Genomic DNA, 18,362 nt, shown 5'->3' on the forward strand with positions numbered 1-18,362 from the left:
TAACCCGCCATGTGTGGGAAGAATACAAAGAGAAGGTGCGTCTAAACAGACTCTCCCTCTCCGGAAAAATGCTTTATAAATTTAGAAAAGAGAAAGTAGAGCGAAGCTTCGCAGATTCAAAAGAACTGCATGGGCTTCGCTATTGCCGGTTACGGGGATTACCCAATGCGAGTGAGCAAGTGTTGCTCACCGCAGCGTGCCAGAATATGAAAAAGATCGCCACACACCTAGCCAAGCTAGGATAATAGTGGCGATCTGAGCTTTTTAAATCAAAAAATGTGTAGATCGATGAAAAAAGAGAAATTACAAAGAATAAAAAAGCTTGTGGAAGAAACATATAGTACCTTTCTCCACAAGCTGAGGTCCGTTACGGACCTTTTTTTCATGATGATAAATCCATCAATTTACGAACGTTAATAAGTTATACATAAAAATAGTTCGTATATTGATTGACTTACCTTTAATTATTTTGTTATTATTACCAAGGCGCAAGATAAATGAATGAAATTGTTGTACATTGGGGGAGTTATTAATGAAAGAAAATTATCACGTGATTGTTGTTGGTGCAGGACCGGCAGGGATTTTCACATGTTATGAAATAATGGAAAAGTCACCTCATGCGAAGGTGCTGCTGATTGATAAAGGCCACGACATATATAAACGTAATTGCCCTATACTTCAAAAGAAAATTTCAAAATGTCCGCCGGCTGCAGGCAGAAAAGAATTTGCAGGCTGTCTTCCGGCTTGTTCCATCACGAATGGTTTTGGAGGAGCAGGAGCGTATTCTGACGGAAAATTTAACATAACAAGTGAATTTGGCGGATGGATGACAGACTATCTTCCTGAAAGCAAGGTAGTGGAACTGATAAAATACGTTGATTCTATAAATTTAAAGCATGGTGCAACTGATACAATTACAGATCCTTTAACACCAGAAGTGAAAGATATTGAACGCCGGGCATATGCTGCAGGTTTGAAGCTTTTGCGGGCAAAAGTGAGGCATTTGGGAACAGAGCAGAACCTTGAAATTTTAAAAAGCATTTTTGAACATCTGAAAAAGAAAATTGACATGGTATTTAAAGCAGAAGTGGAAGATCTTATAACTGAAAAAGTGGAAGGTAAACATATCGCTAAAGGAATTCTGTTAAAAAACGGTGAGAAGATCACTGCAGAAAAAGTTGTGGTTGCTCCAGGACGGGATGGATCAACATGGCTGAGCTCCATGCTGAAAAAACGCAGGCTTAGCATGATGAACAATCAGGTTGATATTGGCGTCCGCGTTGAAACTTCAGATATTGTCATGGAAGAGATCAATAAAAACCTGTACGAAGGAAAATTCATCTTTAATACTTCTGTCGGCACCCAGGTTAGAACATTTTGCAGCAATCCTTCCGGCCATGTAGTTGTAGAAAATCATTCGGGTACAATGCTTGCAAATGGCCATGCATATAAAGATCCTAAGCTCGGCAGCAGCAACACCAACTTTGCCCTGCTCGTGTCTCACCGTTTTTCAGAACCGTTTGATAAGCCGAATGAATATGCACATGAGGTATCAAGTCTGGCAAACAAGCTGTCAAGCGGAGGACTTATCGTACAAAAGTACGGTGATATATTAAAAGGAAGAAGATCGACAGACAACAGAATTAAAGAGGGCTTTCTAGAGCCAACGTTAAAAGAGGCTGTGCCGGGAGATCTTGGGCTGGTACTTCCATATAACACAATGAAAAGCTTGATCGAAATGACTGAAGCCCTTGATAAAGTATCGCCAGGTCTGGCTTCTGAGCATACACTTTTTTATGGCGTTGAAGCAAAATTTTATTCTGCACGCCCTAAATTGAATGATGTATTTGAAACAGAAATAGACGGCCTGTATGTTGGCGGAGATGGCGCAGGTATTACCAGGGGACTGGCACAGGCTGGGGCTTGCGGTGTCTGGATAGCACAGGACATTTTACGAAAGAGCTTAAGTATTTCCACTAATAAAGAGGTTCTTGTATAGAGGCGGATATTCCGCCTTTTTTTGTTAACTCGATTTCGATAATGGTTGACATAATGATTGTTCTTCTCTACCCTTATTTTAGAGGGAGGGAATTGAATGAATTATCTGACACTGGCAGAACAAGTAATCCAAGGAAGAACATTATCAAACGACGAAGCGCTCTACATCCTTAATAGCCCGGATGATGAGCTGCTGCTCCTGCTGCATGGCGCTTTTAAAATTAGAAAGCATTATTACGGCAAGAAAGTGAAATTGAATATGATTATCAACACGAAATCTGGACTATGTCCGGAAAACTGCGGATACTGCTCTCAGTCCAGTATCTCTGAAGCGCCGATAGAAAAGTACAGACTGCTTGATAAGGAAAGTATTATAAAAGGTGCGGAACAAGCATATCGCTTACATGCCGGTACATATTGTATCGTAGCAAGCGGCAGAGGCCCTTCGAACAAAGAAGTTGATAACATCGCGGAAGCTGTTACAGAAATCAAAGAGCGCTTTGGCCTTAAAATTTGTGCTTGCCTTGGGATACTGAAGGACGGACAAGCAGAGAAGCTGAAAACCGCAGGAGTGGAAAGATATAATCATAATATCAATACTTCAAAAGAACATCATGAGAACATTACCACATCACATACATACGAGAATAGAATTGAAACAATACAAAAAGTAAAGGCTTCCGGTATCTCTCCTTGCTCTGGCGTGATAATAGGTATGAAAGAAACATTGCAAGATGTAGTGAATATGGCGTTCGCACTCAAAGAGCTTGATGCAGACTCCATCCCGGTTAACTTTCTTCATGCAATTGATGGAACGCCTTTGCAGGGTACGGATGAATTAAACCCAAGATATTGCTTAAAAGTGCTGGCATTATTCAGGTTTATAAATCCTAGTAAAGAGATTCGTATTTCCGGGGGCCGGGAAGTCAATCTTCGCACACTTCAGCCTCTGGGTTTATATGCGGCAAACTCCATCTTTGTCGGTGATTATTTAACAACTGCCGGACAAGAAACCACAGAAGATCATAACATGCTGAAAGATTTGGGGTTTGAAGTTGAGTTTCATCAACCTAAGGAAGAATTGAAATTCACTGTATAGATAAGTGAAAGTGCCGGAAAAGTGTTTTAATTTCCGGCACTTTTTTTATGAGACTGTTAAAACTGTGTTTTTCTAAGTCTACTGGTCAGTTAACTTTCGGAAGGAGAAATGAGATCCTGGAGAGAATTAGTATTCATTCAAATTCAGTAAGTACTAATATTATAAAGAGAATGTCTACGTAGTATAGTATTTCAAAGATTGTAAATTGAAATTAAGTTTCTTTCTTCGATTCTTCATGGTATTTCATAAACTTCAGGAGGTGCACAAATGCAGTTGGGAAGTAGCAATTATCAATTTCAAGACAGTTATTTTGTTGTTGTACACCCATTTATATATGTAGTAACAGGCACTTTGGTAATCATAAGTGCAGCAGCTATTATTACATTTTTAAAAAAAAGCAGTAGATAATCAGCAGAATGATTTCAAGGTAAGAATTGTTTGGCTGAAGGTGAAAGGGAATTAATTTACTCATAGACTGTTTTATTTTGTTGGCTATGTTCAATATAGTATTGATTTTCAAGTTGAAATAAAGAACCTTTCATTTTTGTTTATAAAAAGTATATTAAACCAGTAATCCCTAAAAAAATGAATCCAGCCCAGCCAGAAGATATTGCTATTTTCGTTCTGAAATTTCTATGATCATCTGTTTAAGAATGAAAACTTGCCCCTATACTTGCTGCCGATCTTCCCATCAGCATGGTATCTGAGCTCCTTCCCATTCTGAATTTGTACAGGCCGGCATACTTTTTATAAATAAGGTATGAAATCACTTCATATAATGAATGGAAGGAGAAGGGAAAGAGGTGTAGTAATGCCCGGCAGCTATCTCATTAAACCTGTGCTGGATGGAAGCTATAAAGAAATCTCGCATGGAAACGGCATTTATTTATATGATTCAGAAGGAAAGGCGTATATAGACGGCTCTTCAGGAGCAGTCACCTGCAGCATTGGACATGGCTGTAAAGAAGTGATTGAAGCTATGAATGAACAAGCCGGAAAGATTTCTTTTGTATACAGATCTCAATTTACCAATCAGCCTGCGGAAGAATTGGCGGATAAGCTTGCTGCCATGGCTCCTGAAGATTTGAATTGGTCATTTTTTGTTAACAGCGGTTCTGAAGCGGTAGAAACTGCTGTAAAAATAGCACTGCAATATTGGCAGGAAAAAGGCCAGGGAAGAAAAACACATATTATTTCCAGATGGATGAGCTACCATGGCATTACGATTGGTGCTCTTTCTTTATCAGGTCATACCGAAAGACGAAGAAGGTTTTTTTCGCATCTTGAAAGCAGTCCTGCAGTGTCCCCTCCATACTGCTATCGCTGCCCTTATCAATTATCTCATCCTTCCTGCGGCTTGAAATGTGCAGAAGAGCTTCAAACTGCTGTTGACAGAACTGGAAAGGAGCATGTTGCAGCCTTTATCGCCGAACCTGTGATAGGTGCAGCAGGAGGAGCCATTTCACCTCCAGAAGGCTATTATCAGCGCATAAAGGAGATATGCAATGAAAATGCTATTCTCTTCATAGCTGATGAAGTTATGACTGGAGCGGGAAGAACCGGAAAAGCATTTGCAATGGAGCATTGGCAGACTGTCCCTGATATATCTATCTTGGGCAAAGGGCTGAGCGCAGGCTACTCTCCTATTGCGTCAGTTATTGTAAGTGATGACATTCTCTGCACAATTAAAAAAGGCTCCAATCTCATTATGAGCGGCCATACTTACAGTGCTAATCCTCAGTCTGCTGCAGCGGCACTTGCCGTGCTAAAGGTCATTGAAAAAGAGAATTTGATTCAGCATGCCGAAAAAATAGGGATTCTGCTGATGAAGAAGCTGCAGAACCTGAAGGAAGAATTCAGCATGATAGGAGATGTGAGAGGGAAAGGCCTTCTTCTTGGAATAGAATTTGTTGCCAACAGTGAAATTTCAGCAAAGCCCTTTCCGAAGGATTACAATATTACCTCGCTGATTACACGGCTTGCACAAGATCTAGGTTTGCTGTTATATCCCTCTTCAGCCGGAATCGATGGACGAGAAGGAGATGCAGTTCTCCTGGCACCGCCGCTGAACATAACAGAAGTTGAAGTGAATAAGCTGGTGAGCATACTCCATCAAACGTTAAAGAAAGCTGAAGAAATGCTGACAGTAATGGGGAGAGGCGGACCTCAGCATGGCTGAAATATCGAAATTGAAAAGCGTGACTTCTGCCATCCAAGATATTCAAGATGGCGCAACCATTATGGTGGGAGGGTTTGGCGGAGTTGGCAGCCCTCCATCTCTTATTCAGGCATTGCTGAATCAGAAGACCAGCGGGTTAACCATTATTTGCAATGATGCCGGTTTTCCTGACATTGGTGTAGGCAGGCTTGTTACTGCTGGCAGGGTGAAAAGGCTGGTAGCCTCTCATATTGGGTCGAATCCCGGGGCTGGCACAATGATGGAGCAAGGAAGAATGATAATTGAATTTTCACCTCAAGGTACATTAGCTGAAAGAATTCGTGCAGGCGGCGTGGGACTGGGCGGAATTCTCGTTGATATCGGCATGAACAATGAACATGTGACGAGAAATAAAAAGGTGATAACCTCCGGCAGCAAAGTGTATTTGCTGGAAGAACCCCTAACGGCAGATTATTCATTGATTTACGCACAGAAAGGAGACTCTTTTGGCAATCTGACTTACGACAAAACAGCCAGAAATATGAATCCACTTATGGCTATGGCAGCTGACCGTACGATTGCGGAAATATGTGAATATCAGGAGCTGGGGTCAATAGAAGAAGAGGCAATTATCACCCCAGGCGTTTTTGTAACATCGGTAGTTAAAAGCAGCGGGGTGAATTGGAAATGGGCATGGGAAGACATATAAGGGAAGAAATTGCGAAAAGAGCTGCAAAGGAGATTCAGCCAGGCAGCATTGTGAATCTTGGAATTGGAATTCCTTCACTGGTTCCAGCCTATTTGGAAAATGGTCAAGGAATCATGATACAAGCTGAAAATGGCGTGCTTGGCATGGGACCTCCTCCGCCTCACGGCATGGAAGATGAACATCTATGCAATGCCGCAGGCTATCCGGTTACGGCTGTTAAGGGCGCCTCATACTTTGACACAGCAACAGCTTTTGGCATGATTCGCCGGGGCCGGATTGATGTAACAATACTAGGATCTTTGCAAGTCAGCGGAACCGGTGATCTTGCCAACTGGATTGTTCCCGGGAAAAAAGTGCCAGGTATGGGTGGAGCTATGGAACTTGCCCAAAAAGCTAAAAAAGTGATTGTCGTTATGAGCCACACTACTTCAAAAGGGGAGCCGAAAATTGTGAGTCGATGTACCATTCCAGTCACAGCTTCTTCATGTGTCAACATGGTGATAACAGAAATGGCTGTATTTAAAATAGAAGATCAGCGGCTGTTTTTAATAGAAAAAATGGGAGACAGTACGTTGAATGAAATAGTTACAGCTACGGAAGCACCTGTGTATCAGTGGGAGTCAAAAGAAAGGCTTACTCCATAAAGGGGCGATGAGATGGAAGAGGTACGGAAACAGTTATGCGAGTGGATTGATAAGAACGAACACAAAGCAGTCAGACTGCTGAAAAAGACAGTTCAGGAAAGGAGCATATATGCCAATGAAGCATCTGCCCAGGCCATCATGATTGAAAAGTGCAGGCAGCTCGGACTGATGATAGACATTTGGGAACCTGACATAAAGCAATTAAAAGCTTCTCCTTACTTTGTTTCTGACAGAAAAAGCTTTAAAGATAGTCCTAATCTTGTTGCAATTAAAAGAGGCCGGGGCGGCGGTAAGTCCATGATTCTCAATGGTCATATTGATGTAGTGCCGGAAGGAGACCGCAGCCAATGGTCAGATGACCCTTATTCCGCTGTGATCAAAGACGGAAAGCTCTACGGCCGGGGGAGCACGGATATGAAGGGAGGAAATGCGGCTATGCTGATGGCCCTCCAGGCACTGACTGAATGTGACGTAGCTTTAAAAGGAGATGTTATTTTTCAGAGTGTTGTAGATGAGGAGTGCGGGGGAGCTGGCACGCTAGCGGCCTTATTAAGGGGATACAAGGCAGATGCAGCTCTCATTCCCGAACCGACCAACCTGAAAATATTCCAAAAACAGCAAGGGTCAATGTGGTTCAGAATTACAGTCAGAGGGAGATCTGCTCATGGGGGAACAAGATATGAGGGCATCAGTGCCATTCACAAAGCAATCTCTGTCATTGAAGCTCTGTCTGCATTGGAAAAGGTCCGAAATAAAAGAATTTCAGATCCCCTCTATCAAAATATTCCCATCCCGGTTCCTATTAATATTGGGAAAATACAGGGTGGAAGCTGGCCTTCCTCAGTAGCAGACACTGTAGTGATAGAAGGAAGATGCGGAATTGCACCGGAAGAAAAAGCTGAAGATGTGAAAGCAGAGATGGCAGAAGCCCTGGAAAAAATGAAGATGTCAGATAAATGGTTCCGGGACCATCCTGCTGAACTAGAATGGTTTGGTGCCCGGTGGCTTCCCAACAGCCTTGGCAGTAATGACCCTCTGCTGACGGCTCTGAAAAACTCCTGCAGGGAGGTAATGCAAAAGGAGCCGGTGATTGAAGCCTCGCCATGGGGAACAGACGCAGGGCTGCTTCAAGAAGCAGGAGATATACCTTCTATTGTATTTGGGCCTGGTGTCACAAAGGCCGCACATTTCCCCAACGAATATATTAGAATTAAAGATTTGCAAACAGCTGCAAAAATTATCGTTCTGCTTTTGATAGACTGGTGTGAAAGAGCTGATGAAGAGGAGGAAGCTAGATGGGAAAACTGAAAAAGACGATTGAAATAAAAACTTCCATTCCCGGACCAAACGCCAGTAAACTTCTAAAACTGAGGCACGAGCATGTTCCCAGAGGCCCATTTCATACAATGGAAACGTTTCTTGAAGAAGCAAACGGCGCTGCAGCAAAAGATGTGGATGGAAATGTGTTTCTTGATTTTGCGGGTGGAATTGGGACTCTAAATGCAGGCCATACACCCAAAGAGGTTGTTGCTGCAATCAAAAATCAAGCCGAAAAATATGTTCATCCATGCTTCCATGTCATGATGTATGAACCTTATATTCAATTGGCCAAAGAGTTAAATACTCTTGCTCCCGGAGATGGCAAGAAAAAGACTTTTTTTCTCAGCACTGGTGCTGAAGCAGTTGAGAATGCAGTTAAAATTGCAAGACGCTACACAGGAAGAAAAGCCATTGTTTCCTTTGAGAGAGGATTTCACGGAAGAACGTATATGGCTATGACACTAACAAGTAAAGTAAATCCTTATAAAAATGGATTTGGTCCTTTTGTTCCTGATGTGTATAAGCTTCCGTTTCCATATTATTATCAGCAAAGGCCAAAAACTGCAGAAGAAATAGATTCAGAGGCCTTACAGGCGATTCAGCGATTTTTCCTGACAGAAGTTCCACCTGATCAGATTGCTGCTTTTATACTTGAACCTGTTCAAGGGGAGGGCGGATTTGTGATTCCATCCTCTCATTTTGTTCAATCCATCAAGAAAATTTGTGAAGAGCACGGTATTTTGTTGATCAGCGATGAGGTACAAACAGGATTTGGCCGCACTGGAAAATGGTTTGGGATTGAGCATTTTGGTGTTGTCCCTGACTTGATCACAATGTCAAAATCGATTGCAGCAGGTGTGCCCATCAGCGCAGTAACCGGAGCTGCACACATAATGGATGCCCCTGCCATTGGAGAAATAGGCGGAACATTTGGAGGAAGTCCGCTCGGATGCACAGCTGCTTTACAAGTGATTAAGAAAATAAAAAATGAAGGGCTGCTGAATAAGGCTGAGGAAATTGGCGGCACAATTGAGAAGGCATCTCTGCAATTACAGGAACACTGCAGTTTTATAGGAGAATTCAGAAGGCTTGGCGCTATGGCTGCCATAGAAATCACTAATCCGGAAACTGGGCTGCCAGATAAACCTTTAACAGACAGAATACTAGCAGCAATACGAGAGAGAGGCGTGATCATTATGAGCGCGGGTCTTTATGGAAATGTGATTCGTTTTCTATGCCCGCTGATTATTACGAGAGATCAGCTTGATGAGGGAATGGATGCTATAAAAGAAGCTTTTTTATCATTTTCAGAGAATTGAGAAGCCCGAAGCGGGTTTCTTTTTTTGTTGGTTTTTCTTTTGTTTGCGTATGTTTGATGACAAGTTTTCATTTTTGAATGGGAGATTTAATACTCAAAGGAGAAAACAGCTTTTTACATAATTCAGCAAAATAAGTGAATAATGACTGCATAGGCATTTGACTAAAAGGTGGATGAGATGGTTACTCTTGGGTTTATAACGGTACTTTCATTTTTGCTGGGCTTGATCGTTGTGATTGATTTATTTCTGGAATATCATACCCTTCAGGAAGTGATGGCGAACATTTTTTTCATCTATATAGGAACTAGAGAAGGTTATGTATATGCAGGACTCGCTGCAGGTTTGTTTCTTGCTGTAAGAAAAGATGTAATGAACCGCAGGAAAACCGGAAAAAAATCTTCCTCTCATTCAGGGTGATACGATGAAAAACCAGAAAATTTCTTTGTTGCAATATTTCATTTTAATTGTCATTTTTCAAGTAGGCAGTACGATTGTCGTCGGTACTGGAAACAATGCTAAACAGGATGCCTGGATTGCTGTTATTCTTGCAGGCCTGGCAGGGATGATTATTATTGCTTTTTACTATTGGCTTCTCTCTATGGTTCCAGGTAAAAATCTTTATGAGGCAGTAGAAGCTGGAATTGGAAAATGGGTGGCAAAGCCTGTAATCATGATGTACACCGTTTACTTTTTCTATTTATCTGCAAGGGTATTAAGAGACTTTGATGAATTGCTCGTGTCATCCATTTTTATCAACACCCCTGTTGAAATTATCTCAATAACAATGATCCTTGTGATTGGATATGCTTTATATCTTGGCATTGAAGTGTTAAGCAGAACGTCAGAAGTTTTCATGCCATATGTAGTTGTGTTTATTCTTTTTCTTGCAGCCGGCTTGTTCATGTCAGGGGAGATAAAGTATACGAATGTTCTGCCTGTTCTGGCAGAAGGTTTGCAGCCAGTCCTGAAGGTTTTGTTTCCTTCTATGATCACTTTTCCATTCGGCGAAGTGATCGCATTTACTTTACTGCTTCCATTGATAAACCCTCAGAAAAAAGTATTAACAGCCTCCCTGTTAGCAGTACTTACAAGCACTGTTATCATCTGTTTAACCACCATTATTCAATTGATGACATTGGGAGTTGATATGAAATCGAGATCTAATTTTCCTTTGCTGAGTGCAGCAAGGGAAATATCGCTGCTCGATTTTATAGAAAGAGTTGATTTAATTATCGTGTTTGTGATGATGTTCGGAATTATCGTTAAGGTTGGAATTTTTTTTTATGGGGGACTGCTGGGCATGCAAAAACTTTTTGGGCGCAGTTATAAAGATTTTGTATTTCCAATAGGATTGCTAATCGCTTTTATTTCTGTCTTAATTAGTGAGGACTTGGCTGAACATTTGATGGAAGGTCTGGAGTTTGTCCCTATCTATTTGCATATCCCGTTTCAATTTGGCTTTCCTGCTGTGCTTGCGCTGCTTCTTTTTTTAAAGTTCAAAAAAAAGGAGAAAGCATATGAAGAACACAAATCCTGAAAATCAACATCCCGAATACGACTTGATCAAGGAGCTCGTGGATTCACTCCGGGTGCAGAAAGAGCTTTACTCTGACATCAGCGAGAATAAAGAAGTGATTTCCAAAGTATTTGGAGATTCATATGATTTAATTGTTCAGGATATGCTGCTTGGAGATCAAACGGGATTTATCTGTTATCTATCCAGTATGGCAGATAAGCAAAAGGTTGCTCTGGAAATCTGGCAGCCGCTGTCTGTTACGTATGATGAACAAAAGGATGCTAAAGTTATCAAGTCACTGGGAGAACTCAAGAAACTGCTGTATGCTGACAGATCTTCTTCCTTGGTTACCACGTTCCACGAACTGCTGTGGAAGATTGTTACAGGCCATGTAGTTATATCCTTCAATGGAATACCAGAGATGCTAGCGCTGCAAGTGGGTGGAATAGAAAAAAGAACGATTGTCGAACCCAGTACACAAACGATATTAAGAGGACCAAAAGATGGATTTGTAGAAGATATTCAAACAAATATGAGTTTGATCCGTAGAAGAGTCAAAAACCCGAGAATTCGTTTTGAAGCAAGCATTATTGGGGCTGAATCACGCACCACAGTCGTATTGGCTTATATCAATGACTACACCTCCCCGAAAATAGTGGAAGAGATACGGAGCAGAATGAACAGTATTAATACTTCAGCCATCTTAGATTCCGGAAATGTTGAAGAATTTTTAACAGATGAAACGTTTACACCGTTTCCGCTGATTCTTAATTCAGAAAGACCTGACAGTATAGCGGCAAACCTTATGGAAGGAAAGGCAGCCATACTTGTTGATGGAAGCCCGTTCGTCCTCGTGGTTCCATCTGTGTTTTCAGATTTCTTTCAGGCAACCGAAGACTATTATCAGCCTTTTTTTATGGCAAGCTTTGTCCGGCTGATTCGTTATATCGCCTTTATGATTTCTTTGATTCTGCCGAGCTTATACGTGGCGCTTACCACTTTTCATCCCGAGCTGATGCCGACTGCCTTGTTAATCAGTATACAGGCTCAGCGTGAAAGTGTGCCTGTACCAGCCGTGGTCGAAATTCTCCTGATGGAGCTGACTTTTGAAATTTTGCGGGAAGCAGGCGTCAGAATGCCGCGAGCGGTAGGACAAACAGTGTCCATTGTGGGTGCGCTTGTAATCGGCCAGGCAGCCGTGGAAGCCGGTCTTGTATCCAATGTACTCATTATTATAGTGGCGTTTACTGCCATTTCGAGTTTTGTAACGCCAATATATAATTTTTCAATGTCGACCAGGCTTCTTCGTTTTATCCTCATACTGGGGGCAGCTATGATGGGCCTGTATGCCGTACTGCTGCTGTTGGTGGTTATGGTTATTCACCTGACAAGCCTGCGATCCTTCGGGGTGCCTTATTTAATCCCGTTTGCTCCTTTTTCAAAAGGAGATCAAGACGATGTCATGATCAGAACGCCCATTTGGGCCAACAGGAAAAAGCCTTCTTATCTAAAGCCGCAGGTTTCTGAGAAAATACAAGAACAAGATGGTGAGACAACGTGAACCTATTAAAATCAGCAGCTGCCATTTGTCTTGTTTTTATGCTGTCGGGATGCTGGGATTTAATTGAAATAAATAAATTATCCATTGTAACAGGCATTGCCATTGAGAAGGGGGAAAATGCCAAATACAAACTGACAGTTGAAACAGTTAACGAAAGCGAAATGGCTCCGGATGGAGGGGAGGGCAACGCACCTGTTACATTATACAGCCAGGAGGGAAACTCAATTTCAGCGCTGATTAACAGGTTGAATGAAGGTTTGATGAGAAGGCTGATCTACTCTCATACAAGAGTCATTGTTCTTGATGAAAGTGTTGCGAAAGAGGGCCTGAATGACATCTTGGATTTTTTGGACAGAACCGGAGAATTCCGAAATGATTTCAGTTTATTAATTTCAAAGGGAAATAAAGCTTCCGATATTATTTCCATTACATATCCGATCAGAAAAGTTCCTTCATTAAAGCTTGATGCACAGATCGAAAGCTTATATCAAGACTATGGAGGTGTGCCTGAAGTAAGGCTGACTGATTTTATTCATTCCATTACTACGGAAGGAAGGCATCCTGTAGCGCTCGCTGTAAGCATAGAGGGTGATCCGAAAGCGGGAGGCTCTGTTGAAAATAATAAACAGATCTCAAATGAAACAAGGGTACTTTTAGATGGGATCGGACTGTTCAAGAATGATAAGCTGCAGGGATACTTAGATATAGAAGAATCAAGAAATTATCTCTGGACTCAAGACCTGAAAGCAACGACGGTCAGTTATCAATGCAATGCCAAAGAAGATAAGTTTGCTGCAGCACGGGTTTCCTCTTCACACTCTTCTATGAGAGTCACCAAACATAATGGCAAGTACACGCTTCATGTGGACAATATTAGTGAAACACGACTGCACGGCACTCAATGTCCTTTAGATCTTAGTAAACAAGAAACATATGATCAAATTACGGAAGAACTGGAAAAAGTAATTGGAGACGGCATTAAAGAAACGATTCAAAAGGTACAGCAGGATTTTCAGAGTGATATCTTTGGATTTGGTGAAACGTACTATAGATCCAATTATAAAGATTTTCAAAATATTAAGCATCAATGGGATGAGATTTTCTCAGAAGCTGAAGTAGATGTGAACATCAAAGTCAGGCTTAGAAGATCAGGCGTGCGCGGTGAAAGCTTTTTAAATGTTACGACAGATGAAGAACAGTGAAAATACCATGTGTTGAACACAATCAGTCAGCGGAGATATGCTTTCCTTTTGGAAAGCATATTTTTATTCAGCCTGCAGTAAGGTTTAATAATGGGGGGCAGAGCATGGAACAAATATATGAATGCGGCAGCAACACAATGCGTTATGAGGTTGATATCTATAATAAAAGGGCTAAGCTTGAGTCGTATGGGGGCAGCTTGCTTGCAGCACTGAATAAAATAATGGAGCTCTCGAATGAGAAAAAGCTGGAAAAGGTGATTGTAAAAGGACAGAAGGAAGATCAGATTACTCTTATTTCACAAGGATTTACAACCGAAGCTGTGATTCTTCACTACTTTGGCAGAAATGAGCATGCTTTTCTTGCTGCAAAATATCTCTCTGAAAACCGCAGAAGTACGAATTCGTGGATAGAAGAAGACAACCTGCTCGAGAAGGTATTTCAGAAATCATCAACTTCCATCAACAGGGAATCTGGCTTTTCAATCCGCCGGGCAAACGTTCATGATGCAATAAAAATGAGTGAATTTTACTGTAAAGTGTTTGATGTATACCCCACACCTATATTTCAACCTCAGTACATTCAAAAAACGATGACGCATACAGTCTATTATCTCGCGGAACATTCAGGAAAAATCATCAGTGCTGCATCCGCTGATATCAATGGTGCAAGGGACAGTGCTGAATTGACGGATTGTGCCACTTTGCCGGAATACAGGGGTTATCAGCTCATGCAGCAGCTCCTTCTGCGGCTTGAACAAGAGCTTGTGAAAAAAAAGATTTACTGTGCTTATTCTATTGCAAGAGCACAAAGCTTTGGCATGAACTCTGTATTGCATCAGCTTCAATATCAATATACAGGCAGGCTGACAAATAACTGCTATATTCACAAGGACTTAGAAAACATGAACGTTTGGTGCAAGTTGTTAAGTTGAAGTTGCTTAAAATTCGGCATTGCCGGCAAAAAAATGAGCGGGAGGCGTGCAGTATGAGCATGTTGGAAATCTTGCTTGCTGATATTCTCGAAAAAACCGGTGAAGGTGTTCATGCTGTAGACGCTGAGGGAATGACGGTGATTTATAATCAAAGAGCTGCGCTTCATGACGGTCTGGAGCAGCAGAATGTAATCGGGAGGCATATTCTTGATATGTTCCCTTCACTAAACAGCCAGAACAGCACCCTTCTTTCTGTCCTGGCAACGAGGGAAGCCAAATTAAATATTCTGCAGTGTTATGTGAATAGCGCTGGCAGGAAAATAGAAACCGTTAACTCCACTTATCCAATTTTTCATCATGGTACACTTCTAGGCGCAGTTGAGATAGCCAAAGACTATACAGCCGTAAAAGCACTGTCTGAAACTTTGGTTGATCTTCAGCAGAAATTCTCACAGTCTGCCTTGCAAAAACAGAGAGGCAAGATTGAAAAAACCACCTTTGACAGCATTATTACGCAGAACGCCCTGATGAAGAAAACAGTGGAGCAAGCAAGAAAAGCTGCAAAGCATTCTTCGACTGTGCTGATTTCAGGTGAAACAGGAACGGGCAAGGAATTGTTCGTACAAGCTCTGCATGAGGCTTCTCCCCGGAGTGATAAACCTTTTATTGCGCAGAACTGTGCTGCCCTGCCAGAGAACCTTCTGGAGAGCATTTTATTTGGGACGGCAAAAGGAAGCTTTACCGGAGCAGTTGACCGTCCCGGGTTGTTACAGATTGCAGACGGAGGCACTTTGTTTCTTGATGAACTGCAGTCTATGCCCCTTCACCTTCAGGCTAAGCTGCTGAGAGTTTTGGAGGAAAAGGAAGTAAGAAGAATTGGGAGTTGTGACAGCAAATCAGTGGATGTCAGAATCATTGCAGCTATGAATAAAGAACCTTTCTCTGCTGCAGAGGAAGGTGTGCTGCGTCATGATTTATTTTACAGATTATCAGTTTTTACAATCAGCTTGCCGCCATTAAAACAGCGGCAGGAAGATATCCTGATGCTTGCAGACCATTTTATCAGAGCTTATAACAGAGAGTTCTTCAAAAATGTAACAGGCATTCATCCTGCTGCTGAGAACATACTTCTTTCTTACTCCTGGCCGGGCAATATCCGTGAATTGAAACATACCATAGAATATTCAATGAACATCATGGAAGGAAGCACTCTTCTGCCCCAGCACCTACCGCAAAGAATCTCAGGAGCAAGTCTGGAAGAAAGCACAATACACATTGGAAAATCTTCAGGATTAAAAGAAAAGCTGAAAAATTATGAGCGCAGTTGTATTGAGGAGGCGCTATTCTTAACAGGCGGGAACGTGTCGAAAGCGGCTGCTCTCCTTCAAATTCCCCGGCAGACTCTGCAGTATAAACTGAAATACATGCCGGAAATCAGGCATCCATGACCACAGGATCTTGCATTGAGGGCACTTATGCCGCCTTGAAATGCATTTGGCATCATTCTTGCATATATAGTAGGTGAGGATAAGGGGGAATGACAAATGAACCATTCACTATATAAACCCAGCAAGCACTGGAAGGAATGTGAAATTTGGAAGGACGTTAGTGAAGAAAATTGGAACAGCTGGATCTGGCAGCTGACCAATACAATTAGAAATCTCGACGATTTGAAAAAAGTTGTGAATCTGACCGGGGATGAAGAAGAGGGAGTAAAAATTTCAACAAAAACCATTCCATTGAATATTACCCCATACTATGCATGGCTCATGAACCAGGATGACAGCAGATGCCCAATCAGAATGCAGTCAGTGCCAATCAGCAAAGAACTTAACAAAACACCGTATGATCTGGAAGATCCGCTTCATGAGGATGAAGATTCTCCAGTGCCCGGCCTGACGCACCGCTACCCTGATAGAGTTCTTTTCCTTGTAACAAATCAATGCTCAATGTACTGCAGATATTGTACCCGCCGCAGATTTTCGGGACAGATAGGGATGGGTGTACCTAAAAAGCAGCTGGATGCTGCAATCAGCTACATTGCTGCAACCCCCGAAGTAAGAGATGTTCTTATATCGGGAGGTGACGGGCTTCTGATCAATGATACCATCCTGGAATATATCCTGAAAAATTTAAGAGCCATTCCCCATGTAGAGATTATAAGAATCGGTACAAGAGCACCAGTTGTTTTTCCGCAAAGAATAACAGAAGATCTGTGCACCATTCTGAAGAAATATCATCCAATTTGGCTAAACACGCACTTCAATACAAGCATTGAAATAACCGAAGAAGCTAAAAAAGCATGTGAAATGCTTGCCGATGCAGGGGTTCCTGTAGGCAATCAAGCTGTTATTCTTGCAGGGATAAATGACAGCGTTCCAATCATGAAAAAGCTTATGCATGACTTGGTTAAGATCAGGGTGAGACCTTATTACATTTATCAATGCGACCTTTCAGAAGGCATCGGCCATTTCAGAGCACCTATATCTAAAGGACTGGAAATCATTGAAGGGCTGAGGGGACATACGTCCGGATATGCAGTACCCGCCTTTGTAGTTGACGCGCCAGGAGGCGGCGGAAAAATAACACTTCAGCCCAATTACCTCCTTTCACAAAGTCCGGAGAAAACAGTGCTGCGCAACTTTGAAGGAGTGATTACCACTTATCCTGAGCCAATGAAGTATACTGCCGGCAAGGCAGATGAATATTTCGCAAGCATCTATCCAGATTATGAATCAAAAAAATCCGGAGCAGGTATTGCCGGACTGTTTGACAAAAAACATAAAACGCTTGTGCCGGAGGGGCTTAACAGAATAGAAAGACGCAATTCCTATGAAACCAACCCTGAACACAGCACACTGAAAGACAAACGGGAAAAGCGGGATGAACTTAAGGAAAAGAAGTACCAGGCTCAGCTGAAAAAACTAGAAGCCGGTTCCAATGAGGGCAGCGATCATGATAAAGTGTGACTGGTGCTTCTCCCCACAGGCAGAGCAGGGAAAAAACACTGTATACTGGGAGCTTCCTGACGGCAGCAGGGCTATAGAGATTATAAATTCTCCCTGTGTTATCTGCAGGAAATGCGGGATGACATATCAGGAGGAGAATATTATAGAACAAATTGAAGAACAGCTGCTGCTCATCAATACTTCTCTGCTGGAAAAATCAATCACCTTTTCTGAACTAATGAAACAGCCAAGACTGCTAAAAAGAAATTATTTTAAATTTGACTGAAAACGTGCAGAATCCATGAGAATACCTCTGGATTCTTTTTTAATGAAGTAACTTATGCTGATGATCTATGGGGGAGTGTTAGAGTTTCTCCGGGGTATCTATTCTTCTATAGAGGGATATGCTAAAATCCATATTCACAGTGAAAATGTCCAGCAGCATCAGCCAGGCAACTTTTAAAGGTTGCTTTTGGTTAACATACAGCTATAATGGGAAAATAAGTTTAAGCAGCAATTGGAGGTAAGTACATGAAATCTTTTTATCATTATTTATTAAAATACAGACATCCCAAACCAAAGGACAGCATCAGCCAGTTTGCAAATTCTGCGTACAATGATCACAGCTTTCCAAAAACTTCGGCAAGCTATGATGAAATCAGCTCTTACTTAGAGTTCAACGGTCATTACCTTGACAGCATGATAATCTTTGATGACGCATGGGAGCAGTACAAAATGGAGGTACTGAAAGAACAATAGGACAGGCATCATAATAAAGCCGATAAGGCTTTTTTCTTATATCTTCACATAAAAATACTGCTGGTGAGGCCAGCAGCAGTTCTGTTCACTTGATCAAGCTCTCTTTGCTTTGCTTCTATGCATTTCACATAATGCAGGGGTGTTTGCCCACTCTGTTTTTTTTTGCCTGCATATAATGTTTAACAAGAGTATCACGG

The 18,362-nt window shown here is 41.8% G+C and carries 18 protein-coding genes; all 18 read left to right on the forward strand.

Features of this window, described 5'->3' with window-relative positions:
• A partial coding sequence (locus GJU40_RS12190; protein WP_212029830.1) for a transposase occupies positions 1–245 on the forward strand: 245 nt, incomplete at its 5' end.
• 287 nt (positions 246–532) lie between these two features.
• A complete protein-coding gene (locus tag GJU40_RS12195) occupies positions 533–1,999 on the forward strand; it encodes an NAD(P)/FAD-dependent oxidoreductase (RefSeq protein ID WP_154308033.1) in 1,467 nt (488 codons plus the stop codon).
• 96 nt (positions 2,000–2,095) lie between these two features.
• The gene (gene bioB / locus GJU40_RS12200) at positions 2,096–3,097 is read left to right on the forward strand and encodes a biotin synthase BioB (protein ID WP_154308034.1); all 1,002 of its coding nucleotides are present in this window, start codon (positions 2,096–2,098) and stop codon (positions 3,095–3,097) included.
• Positions 3,098–3,364: 267 nt separating this feature from the next.
• Positions 3,365–3,505 (forward strand): hypothetical protein, encoded by a 141-nt coding sequence (locus tag GJU40_RS12205; RefSeq protein WP_154308035.1) that lies wholly within the window; start codon positions 3,365–3,367, stop codon positions 3,503–3,505.
• Between the two features lie 403 nt (positions 3,506–3,908).
• The gene (locus GJU40_RS12210) at positions 3,909–5,276 is read left to right on the forward strand and encodes an aspartate aminotransferase family protein (protein WP_154308093.1); all 1,368 of its coding nucleotides are present in this window, start codon (positions 3,909–3,911) and stop codon (positions 5,274–5,276) included.
• The gene (locus GJU40_RS12215) at positions 5,269–5,964 is read left to right on the forward strand and encodes a CoA transferase subunit A (RefSeq protein ID WP_154308036.1); all 696 of its coding nucleotides are present in this window, start codon (positions 5,269–5,271) and stop codon (positions 5,962–5,964) included. The genes GJU40_RS12210 and GJU40_RS12215 overlap by 8 nt, the downstream gene beginning before the upstream one ends.
• Positions 5,943–6,608: a 3-oxoacid CoA-transferase subunit B gene (locus GJU40_RS12220; RefSeq protein ID WP_154308037.1), complete on the forward strand. Its 666-nt coding sequence runs from the start codon at positions 5,943–5,945 to the stop codon at positions 6,606–6,608. Before GJU40_RS12215 ends, GJU40_RS12220 begins: the two co-directional genes overlap by 22 nt.
• 12 nt (positions 6,609–6,620) lie before the next feature.
• Positions 6,621–7,916, forward strand: coding sequence for a peptidase (locus GJU40_RS12225; RefSeq protein WP_154308038.1), 1,296 nt, complete (start codon positions 6,621–6,623; stop codon positions 7,914–7,916).
• Positions 7,904–9,247: a 4-aminobutyrate--2-oxoglutarate transaminase gene (gene gabT, locus GJU40_RS12230; RefSeq protein ID WP_154308039.1), complete on the forward strand. Its 1,344-nt coding sequence runs from the start codon at positions 7,904–7,906 to the stop codon at positions 9,245–9,247. Before GJU40_RS12225 ends, gabT begins: the two co-directional genes overlap by 13 nt.
• Before the next feature lie 177 nt (positions 9,248–9,424).
• Positions 9,425–9,664 (forward strand): hypothetical protein, encoded by a 240-nt coding sequence (locus GJU40_RS12235; RefSeq protein ID WP_170289397.1) that lies wholly within the window; start codon positions 9,425–9,427, stop codon positions 9,662–9,664.
• Positions 9,665–9,668: 4 nt separating this feature from the next.
• Positions 9,669–10,784: a GerAB/ArcD/ProY family transporter gene (locus tag GJU40_RS12240; protein ID WP_154308041.1), complete on the forward strand. Its 1,116-nt coding sequence runs from the start codon at positions 9,669–9,671 to the stop codon at positions 10,782–10,784.
• Entirely contained in the window at positions 10,765–12,324 is a 1,560-nt protein-coding gene (locus GJU40_RS12245; RefSeq protein ID WP_154308042.1) for a spore germination protein, read from the forward strand. The genes GJU40_RS12240 and GJU40_RS12245 overlap by 20 nt, the downstream gene beginning before the upstream one ends.
• Entirely contained in the window at positions 12,321–13,526 is a 1,206-nt protein-coding gene (locus GJU40_RS12250) for a Ger(x)C family spore germination protein (RefSeq protein ID WP_154308043.1), read from the forward strand. Before GJU40_RS12245 ends, GJU40_RS12250 begins: the two co-directional genes overlap by 4 nt.
• Before the next feature lie 104 nt (positions 13,527–13,630).
• Positions 13,631–14,458 (forward strand): putative beta-lysine N-acetyltransferase, encoded by an 828-nt coding sequence (gene ablB / locus GJU40_RS12255; RefSeq protein ID WP_154308044.1) that lies wholly within the window; start codon positions 13,631–13,633, stop codon positions 14,456–14,458.
• Positions 14,459–14,511: 53 nt separating this feature from the next.
• Complete coding sequence (locus GJU40_RS12260; RefSeq protein ID WP_154308045.1) at positions 14,512–15,906, forward strand: sigma-54 interaction domain-containing protein; 1,395 nt, start codon at positions 14,512–14,514, stop codon at positions 15,904–15,906.
• Between the two features lie 96 nt (positions 15,907–16,002).
• Positions 16,003–17,427 carry a lysine 2,3-aminomutase gene (gene kamA / locus GJU40_RS12265; RefSeq protein WP_154308046.1) on the forward strand — a complete coding sequence of 475 codons (1,425 nt, stop codon included), beginning with the start codon at positions 16,003–16,005 and terminating at the stop codon, positions 17,425–17,427.
• Positions 17,414–17,692 (forward strand): YokU family protein, encoded by a 279-nt coding sequence (locus GJU40_RS12270; RefSeq protein WP_154308047.1) that lies wholly within the window; start codon positions 17,414–17,416, stop codon positions 17,690–17,692. Before kamA ends, GJU40_RS12270 begins: the two co-directional genes overlap by 14 nt.
• A gap of 245 nt (positions 17,693–17,937) precedes the next feature.
• The gene (locus GJU40_RS12275; RefSeq protein ID WP_154308048.1) at positions 17,938–18,165 is read left to right on the forward strand and encodes a YozE family protein; all 228 of its coding nucleotides are present in this window, start codon (positions 17,938–17,940) and stop codon (positions 18,163–18,165) included.
• Positions 18,166–18,362: the final 197 nt, after the last annotated feature.

The organism is Metabacillus lacus (genome assembly GCF_009674805.1).
GTDB lineage: Bacteria > Bacillota > Bacilli > Bacillales > Bacillaceae > Metabacillus_C > Metabacillus_C lacus.